Here is a 25,906-nt window from a genome sequence, read left to right as displayed (position 1 = left end):
GGCAAGTGCGAGGGGCGCTGCCCCTCGCGCTCCCCGGAGGATTTGGGGAAAGATGAAGGGAGGGGGACGGGCCTGATATTGTTGGCGTTGGTCTATGCGCGGAGGGCCTGTAAGCCGGATTTTGTCCCCTTGCGGGGGATGACCATTCCTCTAGGGCGCGCATTGCTACGCGCCTCAAGCTGCCAACCCGGACCTCTGGGCTGAAGCGGCCCTGCGGCGATATCCCGAAGGATCATGCCCCGCGCGAGGTCCCTATTCGGCATTGCTCCCGGTGGGGCTTGCCATGCGGCCCCTGTTGCCAGCGGCCCGGTGGGCTCTTACCCCACCGTTTCACCCTGACCTTGGAAACCCAAGGCGGTTTGTTTTCTGTGGCGCTATCCGTCAGGTTGCCCTGCCCGGGCGTTACCCGGCACCGTTGCTTCAGGGAGTCCGGACTTTCCTCGCGTCTTTCGACCCGCGGCCATCCGGCCCTCCGCGCGAGAGGTTCGTTACGCTGATCCTTGGCCCCGGTCAACGGGGAAGCGTGCGGCGAGGGATTGGGCAATGGCAAGGTCGGCTTGGGTGGCGGGGCCGGTGGCCGCGCGATTGAAGCGGCTGCGGAAGGCGCTGAGGCGGGTGTCCAGCGGCACGTCGCAGGTGTAGCCGATGGCGGCCAACGCGGCCTCAAGCGGGCTGTCTGTGGCGCTATGGGCCAGGCTGTGCAGGGCGTCAGGCCAGACGGCCAGCCCTTGGCGGGCAAGGCGCTGCCAGTCGAAGCGCGGGCCGGGGTCGATTTTGCGGCCCGGTGCCATGTCGGAATGGCCGATGACTCGCTCGGGCGGGATGGTCCATCGAGCAAGAATGCCCTTGAGCAGGGATTCGAGCGCCGCCATTTGCGGTTCGGCAAAGGGGTGGGTGCCAAGGTTCGAAAGCTCGATCCCGATGGAGCGGGAATTGACGTCTGTGCAACTGCCCCACTGCCCTGCCCCGGCGTGCCAAGCGCGCGCGGCCTCATCCACAAGCTGCCAGATGCGGCCATCTTCGGCGATCACGTAATGAGCCGAGACCTGCGCTTCGGGGTTGCAGAGCCAATCGCGCGCGGCTTCGGCGCTTTTCATTGCGGTGTAGTGGATGACCACCATATCGGGCTCCGCGCCATCGCGGCGCGGGCCGAAATTGGGGGATGGGTGCCAGACCGGGGTCAGTTTTGACCTTGGCGGGCTGCTTGCCGCGCCAGTTGGAACGGGCGCGGGTTCCAATCGCAGGCGTAGCCGTCACCGTCGATATCGAGGGCAAGCCGGTCTTTCTGCGGGCCGCCCTTGGCCAAGAATTCCTCTTGGGCGCGGTCGGGCGACGGGTAGGACGCGCAGTTGCGCAGGTTCTTGGAGGCCAGATTGATGCCGACACGGCGGTAGATCGAATTGCCCATCGGGTTGGTCGAGTTCAGCGCATATTCCACGATGTTCGGACCATCCGAGCCAGAGCGGGACGGCAGCGCCGTGGGCTGAACCTGTTGATATTGCGCGCGATTCTGGGCGATGCGGTCCGCGTCGCTTTGGATGCTGCGAACATCTGACACGGCCGAGAAATCGTTCTCATTCGAAATGCCGCTGGAATTGGTCACGACCTGCGGCGCGGGGTTTGAGGGCGAGGCATTGACCGGTTCGACACCGGAATTGGCATCGCGCGCTTGCGAATTGGCTGCATCATCCAGCGTGGTTTCCGTCACACGGGCCGGGGCCGGAACGGAGACACGACCGCTCAGTGCCTCTTCGCGTTGGCGCTGACGTTCGCGGTAGCTGTCGTAATTGTCAAAGCCGACGCCTGCGGCGCTATCCGGTATTTGCGGATCGCAGGCCGCCACCATCAAGATGGCGACCGTTCCAAGAATTGCCCGTTTCATCTGCCCCTGAGCCTTTTGTGACACTTGTTGCGGACCTTACCACCACTTGGTCGGCTTGGAAACAAAGCCCGCGGCCTGTTCCAGCGCATAGGCGGTGTTCAGCAGATCGCCCTCTTCCCACGGGCGGCCAATCAGTTGCAGCCCCAGCGGCAGGCCCTGCGCATCGACGCCGGTGGGCACCGAAATACCGGGCAGGCCTGCCAGGTTGACGGTCACGGTGAATACGTCGTTGAGGTACATCTGAACCGGATCGGCCTCGGTCATTTCGCCCAAGCCAAAAGCGGCGGAGGGGGTGGCCGGGGTCAGGATCGCGTCAACGCCAGCGGCAAAGACATCTTCGAAGTCTTTCTTGATCAGCGTGCGGACCTTGCGGGCGCGGTTGTAATAGGCGTCATAAAAGCCAGCCGACAGCACATAGGTGCCAACCATCACGCGGCGCTGCACCTCGTGGCCGAAGCCTTCGGCGCGGGTTTTTTCGTACATCTCGGTGATGCCGTCACCCTGTGCCAACTTGGCGCGGTGACCATAGCGCACGCCGTCATAGCGCGCCAGGTTCGACGACGCCTCGGCAGGGGCGATGACGTAATAGGTCGGCAGCGCGTATTTGGTGTGCGGCAGGGAAATGTCGCGGATCTCGGCGCCAGCGGCCTTGAGCATCGCGATGCCATCGGCCCAAAGCTTTTCAATCTCGGCGGGCATACCATCAAGGCGGTATTCCTTGGGAATGCCGATGACCTTGCCGCGGATATCGCCGGTCAGCATCGCCTCAAAGTTCGGAACCGGCAGATCGGCGCTGGTCGAATCCTTGGCGTCCTGGCCGCACATCGCCTCAAGCACGATTGCCGCGTCGCGGACGTCTTTGGTCATCGGACCCGCCTGATCGAGCGAGCTGGCAAAGGCCACGATGCCCCAGCGCGAACAACGCCCGTAGGTCGGCTTGATGCCGGTGATGCCGGTGAAGGCAGCAGGCTGGCGGATCGAGCCGCCGGTATCAGTGCCGGTTGCCGCAAGGCACAGGTCAGCGGCCACAGCAGCAGCCGAGCCACCCGAAGAGCCGCCCGGCGTCAACAGCGCATCGTCATTGCCGCGACGCCACGGGTTCACCGCATCGCCATAGCAGGATGTTTCGTTCGAGCTGCCCATGGCGAATTCGTCCATGTTCAGCTTACCCAGCATCACGGTGCCCGCGTCAAACAGTTTGGTCGTGACGGTGGATTCATATTCCGGCTTGAAGCCTTCCAGAATGCGGCTGGCCGCTTGGCTGGGCACACCCTTGGTGCAGAACAGATCCTTGATACCCATCGGGATGCCGCACATGTCGGGCGCATCACCGGCCTGAATGCGGGCATCAGCGGCCTTGGCCTGATCAAGCGCGATTTCGGGGGTCTTGTGCACATAGGCGTTCAGCGCATCCGCGCCTTCGATCGCCGACAGAAGCGATTCCGTCAGTTGAACCGAGGTAACATCGCCCTTGCGCAGCGCATCGCGGGCCTCGGCCACTTTCATCTTGGTCAGATCGGTCATTATTCCACCACCTTCGGCACGGCAAAGAAGCCCTCGCGGGCGTCGGGCGCGTTCTTCAGCACTTTGTCCTGCTGGTTGCCATCGGTCACACCATCCACACGGCGCTTCAGACGCATCGGCGTCACCGACACCATCGGCTCAACGCCGTCTACGTCCACTTCCTGCAATTGCTCAATAAAGCCAAGGATGTTGTTAAACTCCTCAGCCAGAGCCGGAAGCGCATCGTCTTCGACCTTGATACGGGCCAGTTTTGCCACGCGGGCGGCGGTCTGTTTATCAATCGACATGGGGGCAACCTCATTGCGAATGCCTGTTGGCCCCAGCGTTTACCCCTGCACGTCGCGATGGGCAAGCATATGGCGGCGATAGGTGTGGATCAGCCAGCCCATTTCCAGCGCAATCAGGATATGCCACAGGAAATGCGTGCCATGCGGGAAGAACCCGCAATATTTCAGATCAAGCGACCGGATCGGCAAAGCCAGCAGCAGCCAAAGCCCGGCAACCGCCATCCGCCACGAGGTTTCGGGCGCATGCCCGCGCAGGATCAGGGCCAGCATGCCAAAGACCAACGCAAACGGCCCATAAATGACGGAAGATCGCGACATGCCCGGAATCATCTCAAACAGGGCCGACATGCCCCATGCGGCTGGCAGAGCAAGTACCGCCAACAGAATGGCGCCGGATACGGGCAGTTCCAAAATGCCGCGCCCAATTGCGTAGAACAAAACGACGATAAAGCCCAATCGCGCAATGTATAGGCTAATCGCACCATAGGCCGGAGCAAACAGATGATTGTTCGTAATCACGGCACCCAGTACGACCAATGCGATGATCATCACCCGCGCCAGCGGATATCCCTTGGTCGAGCGCCAAAGCAGGCCAGCCATCAAAAAGAAGACAAGGGATGTTGCGACGTTCAAAGGCTCTCCCGAATGGATTTGGCCCTGACTCTCGCAGTAATTCAGCTCTGGTAACATTGGCTGTCACTCTTATCGTTATAGTTGCGGCCCCTATAACTGATATATTTCACGGGATGCAAACAACTCTACGGAAGTGCGACTAAAGTGGCGCTCGCTCGCCTTAAAGGCGTCGAATCTGGCAGGACGGAAGCGCCGCGATCATCCATCCCAGCATGGCGGCGTTCAAACAATGCCACAGGAAATGCGTGCCAATTGGCAGCGCCCCGCACATCGGCATGTCCAGGGCCCGAAACCCGATCGACACACATAGCAGCCCCGCCCCAGTGGCCAAACGGCGGGCCGTATCGCGGTCTCGCCTCCAAAGAACACCGGCATAAATCGCGATCAACAGGGGCACCGGCGTATAGGCGGCTGAACTTTCCAGCCCCGGAATGCGCCCCAAAATCGGGGCCGTCAGCGCGGCAAACGGAAAGAAGGCCAACACGGCCGCCGCACTCACCCATTTGTTTTGCCCCAGAAAATCGCGCGTCGCGGCAAAGATATAGACAAGGATAAACAGCGCAATCGGCGCCACATCCAACACCCCGGCCCAAGGCTGCGCAAAGGTATGAAACAATAGCGACCCGGTTCCGATGGCAAACAGGATCGCACACAGCACCCGCGCCACACCCCGGCATTGCGGCCAAAGCCAGACCGCGACGGCGATAAAGGCCAGATTGGTCGCGGCATTCAAAGGCTCATCGAAAAGGCCCGGCCCTAGCCGTTCACAATAGCCGTCTACCGCCTCAGTCCAATTCATTGCGCCGGCCCTCCTGTAAAACGGATATGGCGCTTGTTCCCGAGAATGCTAGTCTTTGGCCAACAACAGGAGGGTTTCATGAACATCATTTGGCTTGGCCACGGCTCATTTCGAATCGAAATCGAAGATCAGGTATTGCTGATCGATCCTTGGCTGCACGGCAATCCGATGCTGCCCGAGGATCAGCATGAGGCCGCGATCGCCGGTGCCACACAGATCCTTGTGACCCACGGGCATTTTGACCACACCGCCGATGTGATCGAAGTGGCAGACCGCACCGGCGCGCCGATGGTGACGATGGTCGAACTGGCCAAAGTCCTGACCGGCAAGGGCGCAAAACAGGTCACCGGATTCAACAAGGGCGGCACGCTGCGCTTTGGGGTGGTTGAGGTGATCATGGTCCCCGCCTCGCATTCCAGCTCGATCGAGATTGACGGATCGCCCAAATACACCGGGGCCGAAGTCGGCTTCATCATCAAGGGCGAGGGCCACACGATCTATCATTCGGGCGACACCACGATCATGGCCGATATGGACTGGATCGGCGATTACCACAAACCCGACATCGGCATCCTTAGCGCGGGCGGGTTTTACACCATGGATATGGCCGGGGCCGCCTATGCGGCCAAACGCTATTTCAACTTCAAAACGGTGATCCCCGGCCATTACCGCACCTTCCCCGCGCTGGAACAATCGGCTGAGGCTTTGGCCGCCGCCCTGCCCGGCGTCGACGTCATAGAACCGCAGGTCATGACGCCCATCTTGATCGGCTAGCGCCCACCGCCCGGATCGGCAGCGCCGGTCCGGGCAATCAAAGCGAGCCTGCGCGGCGCGCGGGCTCACAATTGGATCACGCGCCTGCCAAAATTTTAAACAGTTTCAATTGTCATCTGGCTGTGCATTGCCCGCGCCCCTCGACCAATGGTATGGGACGCAACATATATATGTGACACAAGATTGATCGTCTTTTGGGCGCAGATCGCCACTGCGACCAACCGCGAATGCTTGATTGGGAAGTAAAATGCCGACTGGCCCCGCCACCGGACAATGCGTCAATATCCTGATCGTCGGTCAGCATGGCCGCCTGCAATATGAGGCCGCGCTGTTCGCCGCCTCTTTTGCGCGTCTGACCCATTCGCGCCCTTTCCGCCTGTTTGTCGCCGAACCGCAGCCTTCGCGGCTTTGGGATCAGAACCCGCGCATTTCTGACCATCAGGTCCGCGAATTGCTGAAAGACTGCGGTGCGACGATCCTACCGTTTGAAAACCGCCATTTCGGCGCATCCTATCCCCATGGCAACAAGATCGAGGCTCTGTTTGCCCTGCCCGCTGGCCAACCCTTCGTGTTCTTTGACAGTGACACGCTGGTCTTGGACGATCTGGGCCGTGTGCCGTTTGATTTTGATCGCCCTTCGGCCTCGCTGCGCTGCGAAGGCACCTGGCCCAAGCCCGAACTTTACGGCCCCGGCCTGACGCAGATCTGGAAATCGCTCTATGACCGCTTCGATCTGGATTTCGAAAGCTCACTCGACCTATCGCAGCCCGATGATTTCTGGCGGCGGTATCTCTATTTCAACGCCGGGTTCTTCTACTACCGCTGCCCGCAGATCTTTGGCGCGCAGTTTCTGGACATCGCCGTCGGCATCCTGAACGATCCGCCGCGCGAATTGCTGGGCCAGACGCTCGACCCATGGCTGGATCAGATCGCCCTGCCCCTGACCATCCATGCCCTTGGCGGCGGGCGCGATGCGCTGGCCCCCGGCTATCTGGATGGCGACACAACCTGCCACTACCGCCTAATGCCGCTGCTGTTCGCCCGCGAATCTGACCGGGTGGTCGACACGCTGCGCGCCACGGCGACCCCGAACAAGGTCAAGCGGGTGCTGAAAAACTACGACCCATTCAAGCGGATGATCTATCAAAACCGCGGCCAAAAGGTGCGCGACCTGTTCGACCAAGCCAACCTGCCCCGCCGCGAACAGGCGATCCGCAACCGGATCAAGCGCGAAGGGCTGTGGATTCGCTAGGCGTTAGTCGAAAATATCCTCAATCGCGTCAAAGGCTTCGTCCCAAAACCGCGAGGCAAAGGATTTGCGTTTCTTCGTCTTACCCTTGGACGGTTTGACCTTCTTTTCTTTGATAACCCCATGCACCACGCTTGGCTCCTCATGCTTGGCCGGTTTGTCGGTGCGCAGCATTTTCAGATCGTGCAGCGGTGCGCCGCAACTGGCGCAGGTCAGCTCGTGTCGGTCGTGGCCGCGCAGAACAAGCGCGGCGCGGGTGCCACAATAGGTGCAAGTGGCGACTTTGGTTCCTTTGGGCAAGGGCCTCTCCTTTTCGATGAGGCATATATTGGGTCCAAGGGCCGATGACGCAAGTTTCGGATGACCCGCGCACGCCATGGGTGTAGCCTGAAGGCCCATTGCCACAATACATTGCACCCATGCTGAAAATTCACATTCGCCCCACCGATTTACCCGGCACCAGCGCCGAAACCTTGATGCTGACCTATATGCACCGCGCAGTCGGGGCGGTGGCTTTGGCCCTGCCTTTGCTGATCGTACTGATCGGCGCGGTCACAAATGGCTGTATCCCGGCCTCGATCAGCCATAGCTATTTCGTGCCGGTGGCCAGCGATGTCTTCGCCGGGTGTTTGTTCTTCATCGGCATTTCGATGTGCTTTGTCTATCGGGCCGACCTGCGCGGCGCCCCGCAGTATGAAGCGTTCACCGCCACCGATTTCAGGCTGCTGTTTCTGGCCGGGATCTGCGCATTGGGAATCGCGATCTTTCCGACGGCGGGATCGGGCTGCATCTACGATTCGCAGGATCTGGCGCGGGTGTTTCTGGACAACCCTTCAGGCCATGACATGCTGATCTGGGATGAACATAGTGTCACAGGCACGCCCGCCTTTGACCTATGGATGCGCACCCGTAGCTATGACGGCGCGTCCTTCGATCCGCGCGATTACCTGCACAATCTGGCCGCTGTCACGATGTTCGGCATTCTGGGCTATGTGGTGCTGCGCGTTTTCACCCGGATCAATTCGCCCAAATCCATGGGCGTCATGGGGCAGGAGCCGACGAAACGCATTCGCAACGGGCTGTATATCGGGCTGGGAAGCGTGATTTGGCTGGCCGTTGTGGTGTTGGTGATCGAGTTTGCGATCCGCCGCCTGATGAGCATTCCGACCTTCGACATGACCGGCTGGGGCCGGTATTTCACACTGTTCTGGGAATGGATCGCGCTTTGGGCTTTTGGCGCGGCCTGGTTGATCAAAGGCCGCGCGCATGAGGCGTTGAAAGATCCCGGTGCCTGACCCTTAGGCGGGGCGGCTGGCATAAAGCGCCACCGCCGCCGCGTTGGACACGTTGAGCGAGCCGAAATCGCGTGCAAATTCAATGCGAACCAAGGCGTCGCAGGTGGCCTTGGTCTTTTCGCGCAGGCCCGGCCCTTCGGCCCCCAGCACCAGCGCGACGGGACGATCGCGACGGCCTTCCAGCGCTTGTTCGATGGACTGTTCCGCGGTGCCGTCCAGCCCCAGCAGGATATAGCCCATTTCGCGCAGCTTCTCCATTGTCTCGGCAAGGTTGCGTTCGCGCAGATAGGGCTGACGCTCCAACGCGCCCGAGGCGGTCTTGGCCAAAGCCCCGGTTTCCGGCGCGGAATGGTGCAGCGTTCCGATCACGGCATTCGCCCCGAACACCTCGGCAGATCGCAGAATCGCCCCGACGTTGTGCGGATCGGTGACCCGGTCCAGCAGAACAAGACGCGGGGCAGACAGATCGCCGCCAATCGCCACGTCATCCAACCGCCCCCAGTTCAGCGGTTTGACCTCAAGCGCGGCCCCTTGGTGCACAGATTGCGGATCAAGCGGCGCGGTGAATCTGCGTGGATCGGCCATTTCCGGTTCGATCCCGGCGTCGGCCACGGCATCGGCCAATTTGTCAGCGGCGTTCTTGGTCAGAATCAACCGCAGCTTTTCGCGCTTGGGATTCATCAGCGCATCGCGCACCGCATGTAGCCCGAACAGCCACACCGTTTCAGCGCTAGCGGCCTTCTTGGCCTGTTCTTTTTCAACGACCCACTTGGGCTTTTTCACCATCTTCCGACTCCTCGGCCTGCGAAGGCCGGACAATGCGCGGACCAAGCTGGACCCGCAAGCAATTTTCCTGTTGACGCCGCAAAAAGCCAACTGTAATCACCCCCCACGCTGCAACGGCGAAACGCTGTAGCAGAGAGTGGGCGACAGGCCGCAAGGTGTGGCAGGGGACTGTAACTCCCTCGCGGAGACGCACGCTTGGTTCGATTCCAAGGTCGCCCACCACTCTCTTCTCTTAGACAGTCAGGCAATGCCAGACCCGGTTTTGGGTTGACTTTCGGGGCGTTCGAACGCTCCCTTCAGGCACCACCTGAACGAGAGAGCCATGTCCGACCATCCCGATCTTCGCACCGCCGCGCATCAGCTGTTTCACGCCGCCGTCGCAGCGGCAGACCCGCATAAGGCGATGATCCGCGCGATGGAGGACGCCCCCTTGCCCGACGCGCCGGGCCGGACGTTTTTGATTGCAGTGGGCAAAGCCGCCCCCGCGATGATGCAGGCGGCGCTGGAACATGTCAGCGGCCCCCATGAGGCGCTGGTCGTCACGCATCACGAAAATCACGCAGACTGCCCCGGTGCCACCATCATGCACGCTGGCCACCCCGTCCCCGACGCGGGCGGCGAAGCAGCGGGTCAGGCGGTGATGGCGCTTTTGTCGATGGCCGGTCCGCATGACCGGGTTGTTGCGCTGATTTCGGGCGGCGGCTCGGCGCTGCTGCCCGCACCTGTGCCGGGGGTCAGTCTGGCCGACAAGGCCGCTGTGAACCGTCTTCTGCTGGAAAGCGGGCTGGACATCGTCAAGATGAACCTCGTGCGGCAACAGTTGTCGCAGCTTAAAGGCGGCGGGATGCTACGGCTTGCGGCCCCTGCCCCTGTCACTGCCTATATTCTGTCCGATGTGATCGGCGATGACCTGCGCGCCATTGCCAGCGGCCCGACCGTATCCCCCATCGGCACCGCCTCCGAGGCGCTGGCCCTGCTGGAACAGGTGGGCGTTGCGGACCGGCTGCCGCAGTCGGTGCGCGCCCATCTTGAGGCCGGGCATACGCCGCCCCCCGCCCCTGAGGCGCGCAACATCATCATCGGATCGAACGGCAAATCACTGGCCGCCATGGCCGAGGCCGCAGCGCAGCTTTGGTCGCCCGAGATCGTGTCTGACCATCTGACCGGCGATGTCGAGGATGCAGCGAATGAGGTTCTGGCCACGCTCAAACGTCCCGACGGACCGAAGGTCTGGCTGTTTGGCGGGGAAACCACTGTGCGGCTGAAAGGCACCGGGCTGGGCGGGCGCAATCAGGAATTGGCGTTGCGTGTCGCCCGGATGGCCCCGGCGGTTGATTTTGACTGGTGCTTCCTGTCAGGCGGCACCGATGGCCGCGACGGGCCAACCGATGCGGCGGGGGCGATTGTGGACGCAGGCACAGTGGCGCGGATTGCGGCGGCTGGCCAAGACGTGGATGCGCTGCTGGCCAACAATGACAGCTATGCCGCCTTGAAGGCCGCAGGCGATCTGCTGGTGACCGAGGCGACGGGCACCAATGTGGCCGATGTGCAAGCGCTGATTGCTGTCCCTTCCAAGGGTTGAACTTTCTGCCAAATCGGACAAGCGTGCGCCTAAGAACGGAGGGGCGCTATGCGGATTGCCATCAACGGATTCGGACGGATTGGCCGCAGCGTGCTGCGCCAGCTGATGACCACGCGAAAAGACACGCCGCTTCAGGTCGTGGCGATCAACGACATCGCGCCGCTGGATGCTTTGGCGTATTTGCTGCGCTATGACAGCGTCTTCGGCCCCTACCCCGGCCAGATCGACACCGATGGCGACACACTGGTCGTCGATGGCCACCGGATCAAGGTCACGCAAACCGCAGATCAGGGCGAATTGGACCTGACCGGGATCGACCTGCTGATGGAATGCACCGGCAAGGTCAAATCGCGCGAGGACGTATCGCGGGGATTGGAGGCTGGCGCGGGCAAGGTTCTGGTCTCTGGCCCGTGCGAGGGCGATGTGCCGACCGTGGTGCTTGGCGCAAACGAAGACATCATGGGAAATGCGCGGGTGATTTCAAACGCGTCCTGTACCACCAATGCCATGGCCCCTTTGCTGGCGGTGATCGACCGCACCGTCGGGATTGAGACCGGACATATGACCACCGTCCATTGCTATACCAACAGCCAGCCCATGGTGGACGGCCCGCGCGGCGATTTCGCCCGATCGCGGGCCGGGGCCGTGTCGATGGTACCGACTACCACCTCGGCGACCAAGCTGGTAGACCGGGTGCTGCCGCAACTGGCAGGTCGCCTTAGCGGCGCGGCCATTCGCGTGCCGACGCCGTCGGTGTCTTGCGTGGATATGGTGCTGCAAACCCGGCGCGACCTGCCCAGCGACGCGGTGCGCTGGCTTCGGGATTTGGCGCAGGACAGCCCGGTCTTGGGCGTGACCGATGATCCTGTCGTGTCGGCGGATATGCGGATGCGGCCCGAAAGTCTGGTGATCGCCCTGCCCGAAACGCAATGCGTCGGCACACGGCAAATCCGCATCTTTGGCTGGTATGACAATGAATGGGGCTTTTCGGCGCGGATGATCGATATGGCGCTGCGCATGGGCGGGAAGGCTTGATTCGACGCGGCCTGTCGCGGGATGACATCACGCGAACGGAATGCGACAGAACCATGAAACCGCTTTGCTTTTTGGCGAGCATCCGGCGAATTCGCCTAGAAGCCGCCATAGTTCCACGCAGCAGTCATCTGTTGCGGGCATGTGCGCCACAGAGTCGAAGCATTGCCCGCGCCGGTTGCGCTAACAGCTTGTGGCCCCTCTGCCGACTGGTCTAAGCCTCAGTCAGATTATTCGCAAAGGATCCCCACATGAGCGCCCCTTCCATTTTCGACGACCGTATGCTTTCGCTTGGACTGGCCCGCGTGGCCGAGCAGGCCGCAATCGCCTCTGCCAAGCTGGTGGGCCGCGGCGACGAAAAGGCCGCCGACCAAGCCGCCGTGAACGCGATGCGCGAACAGTTGAACCTACTGGACATCGCCGGTGTCGTGGTGATCGGTGAAGGCGAACGCGACGAAGCGCCGATGCTGTACATCGGCGAAGAGGTCGGCACCGGCAACGGCCCGGCCGTGGATATCGCGCTGGACCCGCTGGAAGGCACCACGCTGACCGCCAAGGACATGCCCAACGCGCTGACCGTGATTTCGATGGGTCCGCGCGGCTCGATGCTGCACGCCCCGGACGTCTATATGGACAAGCTGGCCATTGGCCCCGGCTTTGAAGAAGGCGTCGTATCGCTGGAAATGACCCCGCGCGAACGGGTTGAAGCGCTGGCCAAGGCCAAGGGCTGTAACCCCGACGATATCACGGTTTGTATCCTCGAGCGTCCGCGCCACGAGGAAATGATCGGTCAAGTGCGCGAAACCGGTGCGGCGATCCGCCTGATCACCGATGGTGACGTGGCAGGTGTCATGCACTGCGCCGAAGCACACCTGACCGGTATCGACATGTACATGGGTTCGGGCGGTGCACCCGAGGGCGTTCTGGCGGCTTCGGCGCTGAAATGCATGGGCGGCCAGATTCAGGGCCGCCTGTTGTTCCGCAACGATGACGAACGTGGCCGCGCCGCCAAGGCGGGTATCACCGATCTGGACAAGATCTATACCCGCGATGAAATGGTCACCGAACACGTGATCTTTGCCGCGACCGGCGTGACTGGCGGCACCCTGCTGCCCGGCATCAAGCGCGAAGTCGGCTATCTGACCACCGAAACGTTGCTGATGCGGTCGAAAACCGGATCGGTGCGCCGCATGATCTATCGCAACCCGACCAAGCCGCGCGGCTGATCGCGTTTCGAGAATTGATAAAAGGCCCCGGTGCTGCGTGCACCGGGGCTTTTTCTATGCTTGGCTTTGAACCTTTGGGCGTTGCACTGTATGGCCGGGCATGGGACGCCTTCGGCGGGGAGTATTTATCGGAAAGATGAAAGGCAGGCTGTGGTGAGTTATTTGGGCGTGGATCACTCGTTGACCGGGCGTCGCTGGATCGGCCCCTCGGTTGAGGTGGAGCGGATGGGCGAAGCCATGGCGCAGCGCACCGGCATGGCCCGCCCCCTGTGCCAGACGCTGGCGCGGCTTGGTGTGCCAGCCGAAGAGGCGGCGGGCTATCTGGAGCCGACCTTGCGCGATTTGCTGCCCGACCCGCGTAGTCTGCGCGATATGGAACCGGCGGCGGCGCGGCTGCTGGCGGCGCTGAAGGCGCGGCAGCGGATTGCGATCTTTGCCGATTACGATGTGGATGGCGGCACCTCGGCGGCGCTGCTGCTGGATTGGTTGCGGCAGATGGGTCATGACGCCACGCTGTACGTGCCGGACCGGATTGATGAGGGCTATGGGCCAAACGTGCCTGCGATGCAGGATCTGGCCGTCCGGCATGATCTGATCGTCTGCGTCGATTGCGGCACGCTGAGCCATGAGCCGATTGCGGCGGCCAAGGGGGCGGATGTTGTGGTGCTGGATCACCACTTAGGGGGCGAGACCCTGCCGCCTGCGCTGGCGGTGGTGAACCCGAACCGGCAGGATGAAGACGGCGCGCTTGCGCATCTTTGTGCAGCGGCGGTGGTGTTTCTGGTTCTGGTCGAATGCGGGCGGCAATTGCGTGAGGCCGGTGCGCGTGGCCCTGACCTGATGGGGATGTTGGACCTGGTGGCGCTGGCGACCGTGGCCGATGTCGCCCCGCTGAAGGGCGTAAACCGGGCGCTGGTCCGGCAAGGGCTGGTGGTGATGGGCCGCCGTGCGCGGCCCGGTTTGGTGGCGCTTTCGGATGTGGCGCGGCTGGATACGGCGCCATCGTCCTATCATTTGGGCTTTGTGCTGGGGCCGCGCGTGAATGCGGGCGGGCGGATCGGTCAGGCGGATCTGGGCGCGCGGCTATTGGCCTCAACCAACCCGCATGAAGCCTCGGCCATGGCCGAACGGCTGGACCAGCTGAACAGTGAACGGCGCGATATTGAGGCCTCGGTCCGGGCCGCCGCGCTGGAACAGGCCGAGGAACGCGGGCTGGATGCACCGCTTGTCTGGGCGGCGGGCGAAGGCTGGCACCCCGGCGTTGTGGGCATCGTTGCCTCGCGGATCAAGGAACTGACCAACCGCCCCGCGATTGTGATCGGGCTGGATGGCGATGAGGGCAAAGGCTCGGGCCGCTCGGTCTCGGGTGTTGATCTGGGCGCGTCGATCCAGCGGTTGGCCAGCGAGGGGCTGCTGATCAAGGGCGGCGGGCACAAGATGGCCGCCGGTTTGACCGTCGAACGCGGCAAGCTGGAGGAAGCGATGGCGCGCCTGTCGGACTTGCTGGCCAAGCAGGGCGCGGGCGAAGGCGGCGCGGCGGATCTGAAGCTGGACGGGATGTTGATGCCCGGCGCGGCGACGCCAGAACTGATTGAATTGCTCGAAAAGGCTGGGCCTTTCGGGTCGGGGGCCCCTGCCCCGCGCTTTGTGTTTCCCGATTGCCAAATCGGCTTTTGCCGCCGCGTTGGTGACAGCCACCTGAAGGTCAGTTTTGGCGATGGCATGGGCAAGAAGATCGACGCGATTTGCTTTGGTGCCTATGACGGGCCCATTGGCCCTGCCATCGAACAACACGGCGGCAAACGCTTTCATCTGGCGGGCAAATTGGAAATCAACGAATGGGGTGGCCGCCGCCAAGTGCAATTGCGCCTTGAGGATGCGGCCCCCGCGTGATCGCACAGGATAGACGCCGCGCCACCACCGGCCTATAAGGCCCTGAGCCTAACGGAGAAAGCCCATGCGCACCGCCAAAGTTGCCCGCAGCACCGCCGAGACGGAAATCAGCGTCGAGATCAACCTCGACGGGACCGGCGTTTACGACAACCAAACCGGTGTTGGCTTTTTCGATCACATGCTGGACCAGCTGTCGCGGCATTCGTTGATTGATTTTACGATCCGCGCCAAGGGCGATTATCACATCGACGATCACCACACGGTCGAAGACACAGGCATTGCCTTGGGTCAGGCGCTGGTCAAGGCGCTTGGCGATAAGAAGGGCATCCGCCGCTATGGGTCTTGCCTGCTGGCGATGGACGATGCCCAGATCCGCTGCGCGCTGGATCTGTCGGCCCGCCCCTATTTCATCTGGAACGTCGAGTATCAAACGCCGAAGATCGGCACGTTTGACGTCGAGTTGGTGTGCGAATTCTTCCAAGCCCTCAGCACCCACGGCGGCATTACGCTGCACATCGACAAGATCCACGGGTTCAACAGCCACCACGTTGCCGAGGCCACGTTCAAATCGGTGGCGCGGGCCCTGCGCGAAGCGGTTGAAACCGATCCGCGCAAGGCCGACGCCATTCCCTCGACCAAAGGGGCGCTTTGACGCCTAGAACCCGTGCCCCAGCGCCGATAGCAACTGTCGGCGCATCTCGGGCGGGAGGGATTGGAAATCGGCCAGGGTTGCATTGTCCGGCTCGCTTTGGCGAACGTGGCTGACCTGGAACCGCGCCATTGCGTTTTCCATGGCTTCGACACTGCGGCGGGCTTGGCTGGACCGGCCTGCCAGCTCATCGCACTGACCAGAGTTTTCTACGCCCGTTTTGGACATTTCCGTCAGCGCCATGTTGATCTGACCAACCCCGCGCGACTGTTCGGCGCTGGCCTGTTCGATCTCTTCGGTGATGGCATCGAACTGCGAAATTTCTTCCTCGATCTTCTGAAGCGAGGTCATCGTGCGTTCGGCCGATTGCACACCATCCCCGATCCGGGTGGTCGATTGGGTGATCAGGTCCGAAGTTTCACGGGCCGCATCAGCCGACCGTGCCGCGAGGTTGCGCACCTCTTGGGCCACAACGGCAAAGCCGCGGCCATGTTCGCCAGCGCGGGCCGCTTCGACAGCGGCATTCAGGGCCAAAAGGTTGGTCTGGAACGCGATGCCATCGATCACCTTGATAATGCGGGAAATCTGGTTTGAAGATTCATCGATCAAGGACATGCAGTTCATCATCTCCTTGGCCTTGACCATGCCATCAGTCGAAATGTCGGTCGCATTGGCCGCACGGGTGCGCGCCTTGGATGCGCCAGCCAGGTTCGACCGGACCATGTTTTCGGTTTCTTCCGCCGAGGATGAGATTTCCTCGATGGCGGCCGATTGTTCGGATGTGTTGGCGGCCAGCACATCGGCGGCTTCGGACACATCGCGCACGATTTCCGCGATGGATCCCACCTCGGACTTCAGGTTGGCGACCGTCTGATCAAGGAACGAATAAGCGTCCTTGAAGCCGCTCATCAATTCCTTGAATTCGCCCGGAAATTCATCGGGGTTGATATTGCGATCAAGGCGGCCATCCAGAATGGATTTGGACAATTCCCCGATCTCTTGGAAAATCCCCTTAAAGCTGTCACGCACACCGTCCATCGCGTCATTCAGAAACTTGCGTTCGCCGGACAGCGGCTCCAACCGGTAGTTGAAGTCGCCCTCGGCATAGGCGTTGGCACAAGCGACGATCTTTTTCTTGGTGTTGATGTGGCCCTGCACCATAGAATTGACCAGATCGGCGACGCGGGCATATTTTTCGTCCATGCCTTCGATCTCGACCATATGGCTGATGATCCCTTCCTCATGCGCCTCGCCCATGGCGATAATGCGGGACAGCAGCATCTGAACTTGGTCGCGGGCCCGGTTGATCTCGGTCCGGTCTTCCCATTCAACAATTACACCACAAAAGGCCCCTTTGTCGTCTTGTCGCGGTGTGGCGTTGAAGGCCAGATCATGCCCGCCCAAGGTGAATTTGCCCCGCATCGGTTTTTGCAAACCGGTCATCATGCCTCGTTGTCGGTCCGGGGATTTGTGGAATGCATCCATCGGCAAACCAACGATTTTTCGCGCATCAAAGCGCGGCAATTCCTGCCGGATATCATCGGCGAGTTCGTCAAAAATTTTGAACGCGGAGGGATTGATGTAGTCAATCACCAAGTCCATGTCCGTGGTCATAATGGGGTTGGTCAGGTGGTCCATCACAACTTTGGCGTCGGTATAGGACGACGGCTTGATAGTGCCTTTTTCGATCATTGGGCCAATCCGTATCTAATGGGGCTATGAACAAGCGAACGGCAAGCCCCGTGCCGAATTTAAGTTAAAGAGCGACCGCACCTTTAGAAAAACACCAACCGGTTGAAATCAATTCGCATTTTATTTTCGCGGCATTTGGTACCATTTGAATATATCTATTCAGGATAACTATACATCTGCGTGTATTGTGCAGGTGCGGCACAATCGCATTCTGCAGGTGCACGCAGGGTTGACCTTGGGCGGACTTCGGGCCACCACGCGTATATCAAGATCGGAGCCCGCCATGCTGACAGCCATCATCGACTATGAATCCGGTAACCTGCACTCGGCCGAGAAAGCCTTCCAGAAAATGGCACGTGACCATGACCTGGGAACGGTCGTTATCACCTCGGATGCGGATGTGGTGGCCAAGGCCGACCGGCTGGTGCTGCCCGGCGATGGCGCCTTCCCGGCCTGCCAAAAGGCTCTGACCGGGGCCAGCGGCATCTATGACGCCATGGTCGAAGCTGTCGAACAAAAGGGCCGCCCCTTCCTTGGCATCTGCGTGGGCATGCAGCTGATGGCGCGTGTGGGCCACGAATACGAAGAAACCCCCGGCCTTGGCTGGATCGACGGCGAGGTGCAGCGTATCACACCAGCCGACGCATCGCTGAAGGTGCCGCACATGGGTTGGAACGATCTGGTGATCGATACCGCGCACCCGGTTTTGGACGGGATCGAGACCGGCCAGCACGCCTATTTCGTCCACTCCTACCAAATGCGGGTTTGCGCCCCAGCGCAGCGCCTGGCGCATGTGGATTACGGCGGTGATGTCACGGCCATCGTGGCACGCGACACGATGATCGGGTTTCAGTTCCACCCCGAGAAAAGCGCCGACGCGGGCCTGCGGATGATTGCCAACTTCCTTGGCTGGAAGCCGTGACCGCCCCCCGCGCTGTCCTTAGCTGGTCCTCGGGCAAGGATTGCTGCCATGCGCTGCATATCTGCCGGCGGGACGGGATTGCCGACATTCAGGCGCTGCTGACCACGGTGAACGAGGAATTCAACCGCGTGGCCATGCATGGCACCCGGCAGACGCTGCTTGAGGCGCAGGCCCGCGCGGTTGGCTTGCCCCTGATTGAGGTCGCTCTGCCTTGGCCCTGCACGAACGACGAATACGAGGCACGGATGGCCAAGGCCTGCGCCGATATCGTGGCGCAGGGCATCACTCATATCGTGTTTGGTGATCTGTTCTTGGAAGACGTGCGCGATTATCGCATCGAAAAGCTGAAAGGCACCGGCCTGACGCCGATCTTTCCGCTGTTTGGCAGCGACACAACCGCATTGGCGCATGAAATGTTCGCCAGCGGCCTAAAGGCCCGCATCGTGACCTGCGATCCGCGCAAAGTGCCTGAGGCCACCGCTGGCCGTCTGTTTGACTCCGACCTACTGGCCGATTTGCCCGACGGCGTGGACCCCTGCGGCGAAAACGGTGAATTTCACAGCGCCGTGTTTGACAGTCCAGAATTTGCAGCACCCATCGCGCATGAGGTCGGCCAGACCGTCACGCGCGACGGGTTTGTTTATGCGGATATGATCCCGGTCTGACGGTTACTTAACCCGCGACCAAGTCTGCTTGGAGCAAATCAGGCCGCCCGCCACGCAGCCGCGCATGGTCAGAACGTTCCCCGACAGGGACATCTTCCCAAGATAGACCTTGTTGTTGGACGGGCGCCAAACCTTGCCTTCGTACTTGTTGCCACCCTGTGGCACCATGTCGTAGACCAGCTTTTTGTTGTGGTTCGCCGACTTGAATTCTTTGCCATCGCGGAACGACTTGCTGATCAAGCCGCAAAACTTGTCGCCGCAAGGGGCCAGCGTGATATGCGCAAAGGCCCCGTCATCAGGCTGGGTTTGCCAGACGCCCTCAATCGGGTCTTGGGCCACGGCAATCCCCGCCGATAGGGTTAGCGCGACAAGCGCCAGTGTGAGTGTTTTTTTCATTGGTCTCCATCCTCCGTGGATAAATCCTTGCGTCAGTGTCCCGCGCCGATCAAGCCTGACGCGGGGTCGCGTTGCATCCCGCGACGTAACGTGCAAAAGCCGTGCAAACCGTTTTGACCCCGGAGCCTTCGATGATCCTCTACCCCGCTATCGACCTAAAAGACGGCCAGGCCGTGCGCCTTCTGCGCGGCGATATGGACAAATCCACCGTGTTCAATGACAACCCCGCCGCCCAAGCCATGGCCTTTGTCGAAGCGGGCTGCGATTGGTTGCATCTGGTGGATCTGAACGGGGCCTTCGCAGGCGAGCCGGTGAACGCCGCCGCAGTAGAGGCGATCCTGTCGCAAACCAAGGTTCCGGCGCAGCTGGGCGGCGGTATCCGCGATATGGCCACGATTGCCCGCTGGATCGAAAAAGGTTTGGCCCGCGTGATCCTTGGCACAGTGGCGGTGGAGAACCCCGATCTGGTGCGCGAAGCGGCACGCGAATTTCCCGGCAAGGTCGCCGTTGGCATCGACGCCCGCAATGGCCGCGTGGCCACCAAGGGCTGGGCCGAGGAAACCGACGTTATGGTGACCGATCTGGCCAAGTCCTTTGAGGACGCTGGCGTGGCCGCGATCATCTACACCGACATCAACCGTGATGGCGCAATGCAGGGCCCGAACATCGAGGCAACCGCCGATCTCGCCCGCGCCGTGTCGATCCCGGTCATCGCCTCGGGCGGGGTGTCGTCGCTGGAAGATCTGATCGCGCTGCGCGACTGCGGCGCATCGCTGAATGGCGCGATTTCGGGCCGGGCGCTCTATGATGGGGCGATTGACCTCAAGGCGGCGCTGGCAGCCCTGAAGGCCTGAGCCTTTCATCTGATCGATATGCGAAAGGCCCGGAAATTCCGGGCCTTTTTTTTGTTGTGTGTGGGGGGGTGGGGGCGCTGCCCCCTCTTGGCCCTTCGGGCCAAGTCACCCCCGGCGGTATTTATCAAAGAGAAGAAGCAGGAGGACGCGCCCCAGTTCTTTGACCTTCGATTGGCGTTAGGCGGCGTTGCGCGCCGCGAGCCAAGCCGACATGGCCTGCAATTTGGTGCGGCTGTCTGCGCAGAATTCCATCGCGCGCATGTAGCCGTGGATCAGGCCTTCGCCGTGATCGACCTCAACAGCCACACCTGCCGCTGACAGGGCCTCGGCATAGGCGATGCCGCTATCGCGCAGCGGGTCGTTCTGCGCCACGGCCACAAAGGCCGGCGGAAGGCCGGAATGATCCTTGGCGACCAAGGGGGCGACGCGTGGATCGGTGCTCAGAAGGTCGGTCTGGCCGCCGGTGTACATGCGGTTGACCCCATCCATGCCGCGCGTCTGAAGCAAGGGCGCTTCGGCGTTTTCGATCATCGACGGGCGATCCGGCTCAAAATCGCAGGCCGGGTAGATCAGCAGCTGGCCGATCAACGGCACCTCGCCGCGCAGCTCCAATGCCGCCGCTGCGGCCAAGTTGCCGCCCGCGCTATCGCCGCCAATGGCGATGCGGTCTGCGTCAATGCCCAGATCGGCCGCATTCGCCCGGCACCAGCGCACCACGTCGCAAACCTGCGTGAAGCCTTCGGGGAAGGGATGCTCGGGGGCCAGCGCGTAATCGACACTGATGACGGTCTGGCGGTTCCACGATGCGATGCGCGCGGTGATATCACCGTGGGTTTCCGGGCTGCCCTGCATCCAGGCGCCGCCGTGCATATAAATCAGAACCGGCTGCACGCCGCCGCTGGTGTGACGATAGACGCGCACGCGCACGGGCGATGCGGCGCCTTCGACCCAATGCACGGTGTCGCAATCCACATCTTCCGGCACCGGCAGCGCCATGTTCTTGGCCACCACCTCAAAATGGGCGCGGCGGTCGGCGGGGGTGGCCCCCTGTTTCAGGCTGGCCCATTCGGCGGTCCAGCGTTCCATGAATGTATTGATCTCAGGATTGATCATCTTGGTCCTCTGATGTGGCGCGAACATCGGCAAGGATCATCGCAACGGCGCGGTCGCGAAGGGCTGCCTGACCGTCATTGGAATAAAGATCTTTGCCAAAAATCGCAGAAAATGTCGGTTGATTGGAGACGTTGAAAAAGCTCATGGCCGAGATCTGCCAGTGCAGCGCAACCGGGTCGATGCCACGGCGGAAGTCGCCGCTTGCCTCGCCCCGTGCAATCAGCGCGCGCAGTTGGTTGATCGCGCCAAGGTTCAGATCGCGGATCACCTGAGAGCTGCGCATATGCGCGGCGTGGTGAATGTTCTCGATCATGACCATGCGGATGAAATCAGGATTGCGACGATGGTGGTCGAAGGTAAAGGCCACCAGACGGGCCAGCCCTTCGGTCGGGGCATAGTCGGCCAGATCAAGGTTCACCTCGCCTTTACGGACCTTGGCATAGGCCGCTTCGAGCGCGTGGCGGTAGAGCCCTTCTTTATCGTCAAAGTAGTAGTAGATCATCCTCTTTGAGGTCTCGGTCTTGGCGGCGATATCGTCGATTTTCGCACCTGAAAGACCGCTCTTGGCGAACTCTGACATGGCTGCACGCAGGATATCCTGCTTCACCCTCTCGGGGTTTTGCTTCCAGCTTGATTTCGATTTCTCTTTATTTTCCTTAGCCTTGGTCATTACCGCCTCCTCTCCTCACACTGGGATACCACGCATGTAATTAAACGGGAAGTACAAAACCGTTTGACAAAATGTACTGCCAATTACAATTTGCTGACACTTCGGGCGACTCGCCCGTGACGGGAGGATTATTTCACATGCCTTCAGCGCAGGTTTTCGACGGCACGCCGCCATCCGCCGTGGCACCACGCCAATTGCGCGTGGGTTTGGTGGGCCGGGGCATTCAGCTTTCGCGCACACCGCGCATGCATGTCGAAGAAGGCGCCGCCCTTGGATTGGCCTATCGCTATGATCTGATCGACCCCGACACTATGGCCGAAGATCTGCCGCTGGCCAGCTTGATCGCGCAGGCCGAAGCCGATGGATTTGCCGGGTTGAACGTCACCTTTCCGTTTAAGCGCGACGTGATGGGCCTGCTGGATGAGGTGTCAGATGCCGCCCGCAAGGTGGGCGCGGTGAACACCGTTGTGTTCCGCGATGGCAAACGGTTTGGCCACAATTCGGACTATTGGGGCTTTGCCGAAAGCCTGCGGCGCGGTCTGCCGGACGCCAAGCGCGACGCTGTTCTGCTGCTTGGCGCGGGCGGGGCTGGCGGGGCTGTGGCCCATGCGCTGAAAGATTTCGGCGTTCAGGATCTGATGATTTACGACCGCGATCCGGTCGCCGCCGAGGCGCTGGCGCTGGATGTGGGTGCGACCGCCGTGACCTGCCGCACGACCGCAGCCGCCAAGGCCGATGGTCTGGTCAATGCCACACCGATGGGCATGGCCAAACTGCCGGGAATGGCGGTCGAGCCGCCGCATATCGCCCCCCGCCATTGGGTTGCCGATATCGTTTATTTCCCGCGCGAGACTGAATTTCTGGCCACCGCGCGGGCCAAAGGATGCCAAGTGCTGGATGGCAGCGGCATGGCCGTGTTTCAGGCCGTCCGCGCATTCGAGCTGTTCTCGGGCATTTCGCCCGACCCGGACCGGATGCGAGCGACCTTCGAGTCGTTCGATCCAAATACCTAAACGCTAAAGGGAGGATTACCATGCGTTTGACCACCACTCTGTCCATTCTGGCGATTGTCGCCGCAGGCGCGGCCTCGGCCGCTGACAAGGTCGAGCTGATCTATTCGGACACCGTGCCGGAAAACGATCCGCGCTCGGTCATTCTGAAAGAAGCCTTTGGCGCCTGCCTTGGCGACGGCTTTGATTTCCAAGCCTACCACGGTGCCACCCTGTTCAAGCAGGGCACCGAACTGACCGCCATGCAGCGCGGCAACCTCGATATGGGCAACCTGGCCATTTTCGACTTCTACAATCAGGTTCCGTCGACTTCGGTTCTGGGCACCCCGTTCCTGTTCCGTGACTATGACCACATGCGCGCCGTCTATGACAGCACCGTGCTGGCCGATCTGGAAGCCGAGATCGAAGAAAAAGCCGACGTCAAAATCCTCGCCTACCCCTACATTGGCGCACGCCACCTGGGCTACAAGGGCGACAAGGAAATCATGACCCCCGCCGATCTGGCAGGCGTCAAGCTGCGCATGCCTCCGGGCGAAGGTTGGCAGTTTGTTGGCACCGCAATGGGCGCAACCCCGGTTCCGGTTCCCTTCACCGAAGTCTACACCGCCATGCAGACCGGCGCGATTGACGGTCAGGACAACGGCTTCCCGGCGACCTACAGCATGAAGTTCCACGAAGTGATGACCCACATGGGCACCACCTCGCACCTGATTGCCGCCAACGAGCTGACCATTGGTCTGGAAAAGTGGAACTCGATGACTGCTGACCAGCAGGCCAAAGTCCAGGAATGCGCCGATAACTTCGAAGCGGCGCTGGATGCAGAAACGCTGAAGCTGGAAAAAGACCTGCGCGCCAAGATCGAAGAATCGGGCGTGAACGTCTACATGCCGGACAACGCGGCGTTCCAAAGCCATGTTCTGGGCGTCTACAAAGACTCCAAGTTCTCGGCTGATTGGCCCGAAGGTCTGGTCGACGCAATCGTCGCCATCGGTCAGTAACTCAGACCACTGACGTTTCGGGCAGGCGATACATTCGCCTGCCCTTTTTGAAACGGGAGGGATCATGTCGCTATTCACATCAATTCTTGGCTGCCTGGGGCGCCGGGCCGAAAACATTCTGGCGGTCCTGCTGGCCAGCATGTTCTTTACCTTCCTGCTTCAGATCGTATTTCGGTATTTTCTGAACCTTCCCGTCGGCTGGACCGTGGAATGGGTCACCATCGCCTGGCTTTGGGGCATCCTGTTTGGCTTTGCCTTCGTGGTTCGCGAAACCGACATCATTCGCATCGATGTCATCTACAGCATGGTGCCACGCGGCTGGCGCCGGGCGATGGATGTGGTCACCGGGCTGACGCTGGCCGGGGTGTTTCTCTACACCCTGCCCGCCAGCTGGGACTACATCGATTTCATGATGCGCGAACGCACCGCCTATATCCGCGTGCCCTATTTCTGGGTGTTCCTTGTCTATGTGCCCTTTGCCCTGTCGGTCGCTGTGCGCGGATTGATGAACGCGTGGGCCGGCATCACCGGCAGCGGCCCCACCTTCAACACCGAAGCCAGCGCGGAGACGCATGACTATGACTGATCCCTTTACGCTGACGCTGATCCTGATCGTCGCGCTTTCGCTGTTTGGCGCATCGGTCGGCCTGTCGATGATGGCGGGCAGCTTTGTCTATCTGATCCTCAAGGGCTTTGATCCGTCCATTGCGTCGGAAACCATGCTTCAGGGCCTGTTCAACAACTACACCCTGCTGGCCATTCCCCTGTTCATTCTGGCCGCCGACATCATGAACATCGGCTCGCTCGCTGACCGTTTGCTGCGCTTTGCCCAAGCACTGGTGGGCCGATTCCGCGGCGGGCTTGGCCATGTGAACGTGGTTTCCTCGCTGATCTTCTCGGGCATGTCCGGCTCGGCCGTGGCCGATGCAGTGGGCATGGGCAAAATCATCATCAATATGATGACCCGCGACGGCAAATACACCCACAGCTATGCCGCCGCGATTACCGCCGCCACCGCCACCGTCGGCCCGATCATTCCGCCGTCGATCCCGATGGTGCTCTATGCCATCGTGGCCGACCAATCGGTGGGCTTCCTGTTCGCCGCTGGCATGTTGCCGGGGCTGCTGATGGCACTGGCCATGGGCATCATGAACTATGTCATCGCCCGCAAACGCAACTTCCCGGTCGACGAAGTCGTGCCCGTGCGCGAATTGCCCCGCATCACATGGCAGGCCATGCCCGCGCTGATGCTTCCGGTCATCCTGCTGGGCGGGATCTATGGCGGGATCATGACCCCGACCGAAGCCGCCGCCGTGGCCGCCGCCTATGCGCTGCTGATCTCGGTCGTGTTCTACCGCTCGGTCAGCTTCAGCGAATTCTACCAAGCGCTGCTCGGCTCGGCCCGTTCCACCGCCAGCGTTGGCGTTCTGGTGGCCGGGGCGATCACGTTCAACTATGTGATCACCCGCGAACAGCTGCCAATCTCAATCGCCGAATTCGTGGGCCAGTTTGAGCTGTCGACCACGGGCTTCCTGATCCTGATCAACGTGCTGTTCCTCGTGCTTGGCATGGTGCTGGAGGGCGGCGCGATCCTGCTGATCGTCGTTCCGATCCTGGTGCCGTCGGTACAGGCCATGGGCATCGATCTGGTGCATTTCGGCGTGATCGTCGTGGTCAACGCGATGTTGGGCCTGATCACCCCGCCCTATGGGCTGCTGCTGTTCATCACCGCCAACATCACGGGCGAGCCGTTGATGCGCATCGTCAAGGACATCTGGCCGTTTATTCTGGCCCTGATCGGCGCGCTGATCGTGATCACGTTTGTGCCGGATTTCGTGCTCTTCCTGCCGCGACTTCTGGGCTACCAAGGATAAGAAAACCAAATCGAGCAAATGAAACGCCGGGCCAATCGTCCGGCGTTTTTCTTTGGGTCTATCTGCGGAAAGGAAGGGAGCGCTGCCCCCTCTTGGGCCTT

27 protein-coding genes, 1 tRNA gene and 1 other RNA gene are annotated in these 25,906 nt (G+C 61.3%); 16 read left to right on the top strand and 13 right to left on the bottom strand.

From position 1 onward, the window contains the following. Positions 1-94 precede the first annotated feature (94 nt). From rnpB to PRI8871_RS04715, 7 genes are all read right to left on the bottom strand, one after another. An RNA gene (gene rnpB, locus PRI8871_RS04745) (RNase P RNA component class A) lies at positions 95-476 on the bottom strand. 12 nt (positions 477-488) lie between these two features. Then, positions 489-1,184, bottom strand: coding sequence for an N-acetylmuramoyl-L-alanine amidase (locus PRI8871_RS04740; RefSeq protein WP_503128374.1), 696 nt, complete (start codon positions 1,182-1,184; stop codon positions 489-491). Continuing rightward, positions 1,181-1,882, bottom strand: coding sequence for a hypothetical protein (locus tag PRI8871_RS04735; RefSeq protein WP_108885005.1), 702 nt, complete (start codon positions 1,880-1,882; stop codon positions 1,181-1,183). The genes PRI8871_RS04740 and PRI8871_RS04735 overlap by 4 nt, the downstream gene beginning before the upstream one ends. 36 nt (positions 1,883-1,918) lie before the next feature. Further along, positions 1,919-3,406 carry an Asp-tRNA(Asn)/Glu-tRNA(Gln) amidotransferase subunit GatA gene (gatA, locus tag PRI8871_RS04730; protein WP_108885004.1) on the bottom strand — a complete coding sequence of 496 codons (1,488 nt, stop codon included), beginning with the start codon at positions 3,404-3,406 and terminating at the stop codon, positions 1,919-1,921. After that, positions 3,406-3,693, bottom strand: coding sequence for an Asp-tRNA(Asn)/Glu-tRNA(Gln) amidotransferase subunit GatC (gatC, locus tag PRI8871_RS04725; protein ID WP_108885003.1), 288 nt, complete (start codon positions 3,691-3,693; stop codon positions 3,406-3,408). Before gatC ends, gatA begins: the two co-directional genes overlap by 1 nt. A gap of 39 nt (positions 3,694-3,732) precedes the next feature. After that, positions 3,733-4,293, bottom strand: a complete 561-nt coding sequence (locus tag PRI8871_RS04720) for a hypothetical protein (RefSeq protein ID WP_181389375.1) — start codon at positions 4,291-4,293, stop codon at positions 3,733-3,735. Positions 4,294-4,486: 193 nt separating this feature from the next. Further along, complete coding sequence (locus tag PRI8871_RS04715; RefSeq protein WP_108885001.1) at positions 4,487-5,125, bottom strand: hypothetical protein; 639 nt, start codon at positions 5,123-5,125, stop codon at positions 4,487-4,489. A 78-nt stretch (positions 5,126-5,203) separates the two neighbouring features. Between PRI8871_RS04715 and PRI8871_RS04710 the strand changes: the two genes are divergently transcribed. Both PRI8871_RS04710 and PRI8871_RS04705 read left to right on the top strand, forming a co-directional pair. After that, on the top strand, positions 5,204-5,899 hold the full coding sequence (locus tag PRI8871_RS04710) for a metal-dependent hydrolase (RefSeq protein ID WP_108885000.1): 696 nt from the start codon (positions 5,204-5,206) through the stop codon (positions 5,897-5,899). 247 nt (positions 5,900-6,146) lie between these two features. After that, positions 6,147-7,151 (top strand): GT-B fold glycosyltransferase domain-containing protein, encoded by a 1,005-nt coding sequence (locus tag PRI8871_RS04705; RefSeq protein ID WP_108884999.1) that lies wholly within the window; start codon positions 6,147-6,149, stop codon positions 7,149-7,151. A 3-nt stretch (positions 7,152-7,154) separates the two neighbouring features. Here PRI8871_RS04705 and PRI8871_RS04700 read toward each other — a convergent pair whose 3' ends face one another. Further along, positions 7,155-7,448 (bottom strand): hypothetical protein, encoded by a 294-nt coding sequence (locus PRI8871_RS04700; RefSeq protein ID WP_108884998.1) that lies wholly within the window; start codon positions 7,446-7,448, stop codon positions 7,155-7,157. 119 nt (positions 7,449-7,567) lie between these two features. Between PRI8871_RS04700 and PRI8871_RS04695 the strand changes: the two genes are divergently transcribed. Continuing rightward, a complete protein-coding gene (locus PRI8871_RS04695) occupies positions 7,568-8,443 on the top strand; it encodes a hypothetical protein (protein WP_108884997.1) in 876 nt (291 codons plus the stop codon). 3 nt (positions 8,444-8,446) lie between these two features. Here the strand turns inward: PRI8871_RS04695 and rlmB are convergent, their stop codons facing one another. Continuing rightward, entirely contained in the window at positions 8,447-9,229 is a 783-nt protein-coding gene (gene rlmB, locus PRI8871_RS04690; protein ID WP_108884996.1) for a 23S rRNA (guanosine(2251)-2'-O)-methyltransferase RlmB, read from the bottom strand. A 138-nt stretch (positions 9,230-9,367) separates the two neighbouring features. Here rlmB and PRI8871_RS19520 point away from each other — a divergent pair. From PRI8871_RS19520 to hisB, 6 genes are all read left to right on the top strand, one after another. Beyond that, positions 9,368-9,451: transfer RNA gene (locus PRI8871_RS19520), tRNA-Tyr, on the top strand. 100 nt (positions 9,452-9,551) lie between these two features. Continuing rightward, positions 9,552-10,811, top strand: a complete 1,260-nt coding sequence (locus PRI8871_RS04685; protein WP_108884995.1) for a glycerate kinase type-2 family protein — start codon at positions 9,552-9,554, stop codon at positions 10,809-10,811. Between the two features lie 48 nt (positions 10,812-10,859). Continuing rightward, positions 10,860-11,846 carry a type I glyceraldehyde-3-phosphate dehydrogenase gene (locus PRI8871_RS04680; protein ID WP_108884994.1) on the top strand — a complete coding sequence of 329 codons (987 nt, stop codon included), beginning with the start codon at positions 10,860-10,862 and terminating at the stop codon, positions 11,844-11,846. A gap of 248 nt (positions 11,847-12,094) precedes the next feature. Beyond that, complete coding sequence (gene glpX / locus PRI8871_RS04675; RefSeq protein WP_108884993.1) at positions 12,095-13,069, top strand: class II fructose-bisphosphatase; 975 nt, start codon at positions 12,095-12,097, stop codon at positions 13,067-13,069. 153 nt (positions 13,070-13,222) lie between these two features. Further along, positions 13,223-14,962 (top strand): single-stranded-DNA-specific exonuclease RecJ, encoded by a 1,740-nt coding sequence (gene recJ, locus PRI8871_RS04670; RefSeq protein ID WP_245897779.1) that lies wholly within the window; start codon positions 13,223-13,225, stop codon positions 14,960-14,962. Positions 14,963-15,026: 64 nt separating this feature from the next. Next, positions 15,027-15,614, top strand: a complete 588-nt coding sequence (gene hisB / locus PRI8871_RS04665) for an imidazoleglycerol-phosphate dehydratase HisB (RefSeq protein WP_108884992.1) — start codon at positions 15,027-15,029, stop codon at positions 15,612-15,614. 3 nt (positions 15,615-15,617) lie between these two features. Here the strand turns inward: hisB and PRI8871_RS04660 are convergent, their stop codons facing one another. Further along, on the bottom strand, positions 15,618-17,303 hold the full coding sequence (locus PRI8871_RS04660) for a methyl-accepting chemotaxis protein (RefSeq protein ID WP_108884991.1): 1,686 nt from the start codon (positions 17,301-17,303) through the stop codon (positions 15,618-15,620). 283 nt (positions 17,304-17,586) lie between these two features. Here PRI8871_RS04660 and hisH point away from each other — a divergent pair, with 283 nt between their 5' ends. After that, on the top strand, positions 17,587-18,225 hold the full coding sequence (hisH, locus tag PRI8871_RS04655) for an imidazole glycerol phosphate synthase subunit HisH (protein ID WP_108884990.1): 639 nt from the start codon (positions 17,587-17,589) through the stop codon (positions 18,223-18,225). After that, a complete protein-coding gene (locus tag PRI8871_RS04650; protein WP_108884989.1) occupies positions 18,222-18,890 on the top strand; it encodes a Dph6-related ATP pyrophosphatase in 669 nt (222 codons plus the stop codon). Before hisH ends, PRI8871_RS04650 begins: the two co-directional genes overlap by 4 nt. Positions 18,891-18,893: 3 nt before the next feature. Here PRI8871_RS04650 and PRI8871_RS04645 read toward each other — a convergent pair whose 3' ends face one another. Then, positions 18,894-19,286, bottom strand: coding sequence for a DUF2147 domain-containing protein (locus tag PRI8871_RS04645; RefSeq protein ID WP_108884988.1), 393 nt, complete (start codon positions 19,284-19,286; stop codon positions 18,894-18,896). Positions 19,287-19,417: 131 nt separating this feature from the next. On the opposite strand from PRI8871_RS04645, the gene hisA reads away from it, so the two are divergent. After that, positions 19,418-20,140: a 1-(5-phosphoribosyl)-5-[(5-phosphoribosylamino)methylideneamino]imidazole-4-carboxamide isomerase gene (gene hisA, locus PRI8871_RS04640; protein ID WP_108884987.1), complete on the top strand. Its 723-nt coding sequence runs from the start codon at positions 19,418-19,420 to the stop codon at positions 20,138-20,140. 177 nt (positions 20,141-20,317) lie between these two features. Here the strand turns inward: hisA and PRI8871_RS04635 are convergent, their stop codons facing one another. Next, positions 20,318-21,253, bottom strand: coding sequence for an alpha/beta hydrolase (locus PRI8871_RS04635; RefSeq protein WP_181389374.1), 936 nt, complete (start codon positions 21,251-21,253; stop codon positions 20,318-20,320). Further along, the gene (locus PRI8871_RS04630) at positions 21,240-21,923 is read right to left on the bottom strand and encodes a TetR/AcrR family transcriptional regulator (protein WP_108884985.1); all 684 of its coding nucleotides are present in this window, start codon (positions 21,921-21,923) and stop codon (positions 21,240-21,242) included. Before PRI8871_RS04630 ends, PRI8871_RS04635 begins: the two co-directional genes overlap by 14 nt. 137 nt (positions 21,924-22,060) lie before the next feature. Between PRI8871_RS04630 and PRI8871_RS04625 the strand changes: the two genes are divergently transcribed. The 4 genes from PRI8871_RS04625 to PRI8871_RS04610 all read left to right on the top strand — a co-directional run bounded on the left by PRI8871_RS04625 (position 22,061) and on the right by PRI8871_RS04610 (position 25,805). Next, on the top strand, positions 22,061-22,936 hold the full coding sequence (locus PRI8871_RS04625; protein WP_219928994.1) for a shikimate dehydrogenase: 876 nt from the start codon (positions 22,061-22,063) through the stop codon (positions 22,934-22,936). Positions 22,937-22,956: 20 nt separating this feature from the next. Next, complete coding sequence (gene dctP / locus PRI8871_RS04620) at positions 22,957-23,931, top strand: TRAP transporter substrate-binding protein DctP (protein WP_108884984.1); 975 nt, start codon at positions 22,957-22,959, stop codon at positions 23,929-23,931. A 64-nt stretch (positions 23,932-23,995) separates the two neighbouring features. Next, positions 23,996-24,517, top strand: coding sequence for a TRAP transporter small permease (locus tag PRI8871_RS04615; protein WP_108884983.1), 522 nt, complete (start codon positions 23,996-23,998; stop codon positions 24,515-24,517). After that, a complete protein-coding gene (locus PRI8871_RS04610) occupies positions 24,510-25,805 on the top strand; it encodes a TRAP transporter large permease (protein ID WP_108884982.1) in 1,296 nt (431 codons plus the stop codon). Before PRI8871_RS04615 ends, PRI8871_RS04610 begins: the two co-directional genes overlap by 8 nt. The last annotated feature ends 101 nt before the right edge of the window (positions 25,806-25,906 follow it).

The sequence above is a fragment of the Pseudoprimorskyibacter insulae genome (genome assembly GCF_900302505.1).
Classification (GTDB): Bacteria; Pseudomonadota; Alphaproteobacteria; order Rhodobacterales; family Rhodobacteraceae; genus Pseudoprimorskyibacter; species Pseudoprimorskyibacter insulae.
Note: the sequence above shows the minus strand (reverse complement) of the source record. Positions and strands in the feature narration are given on the sequence as shown.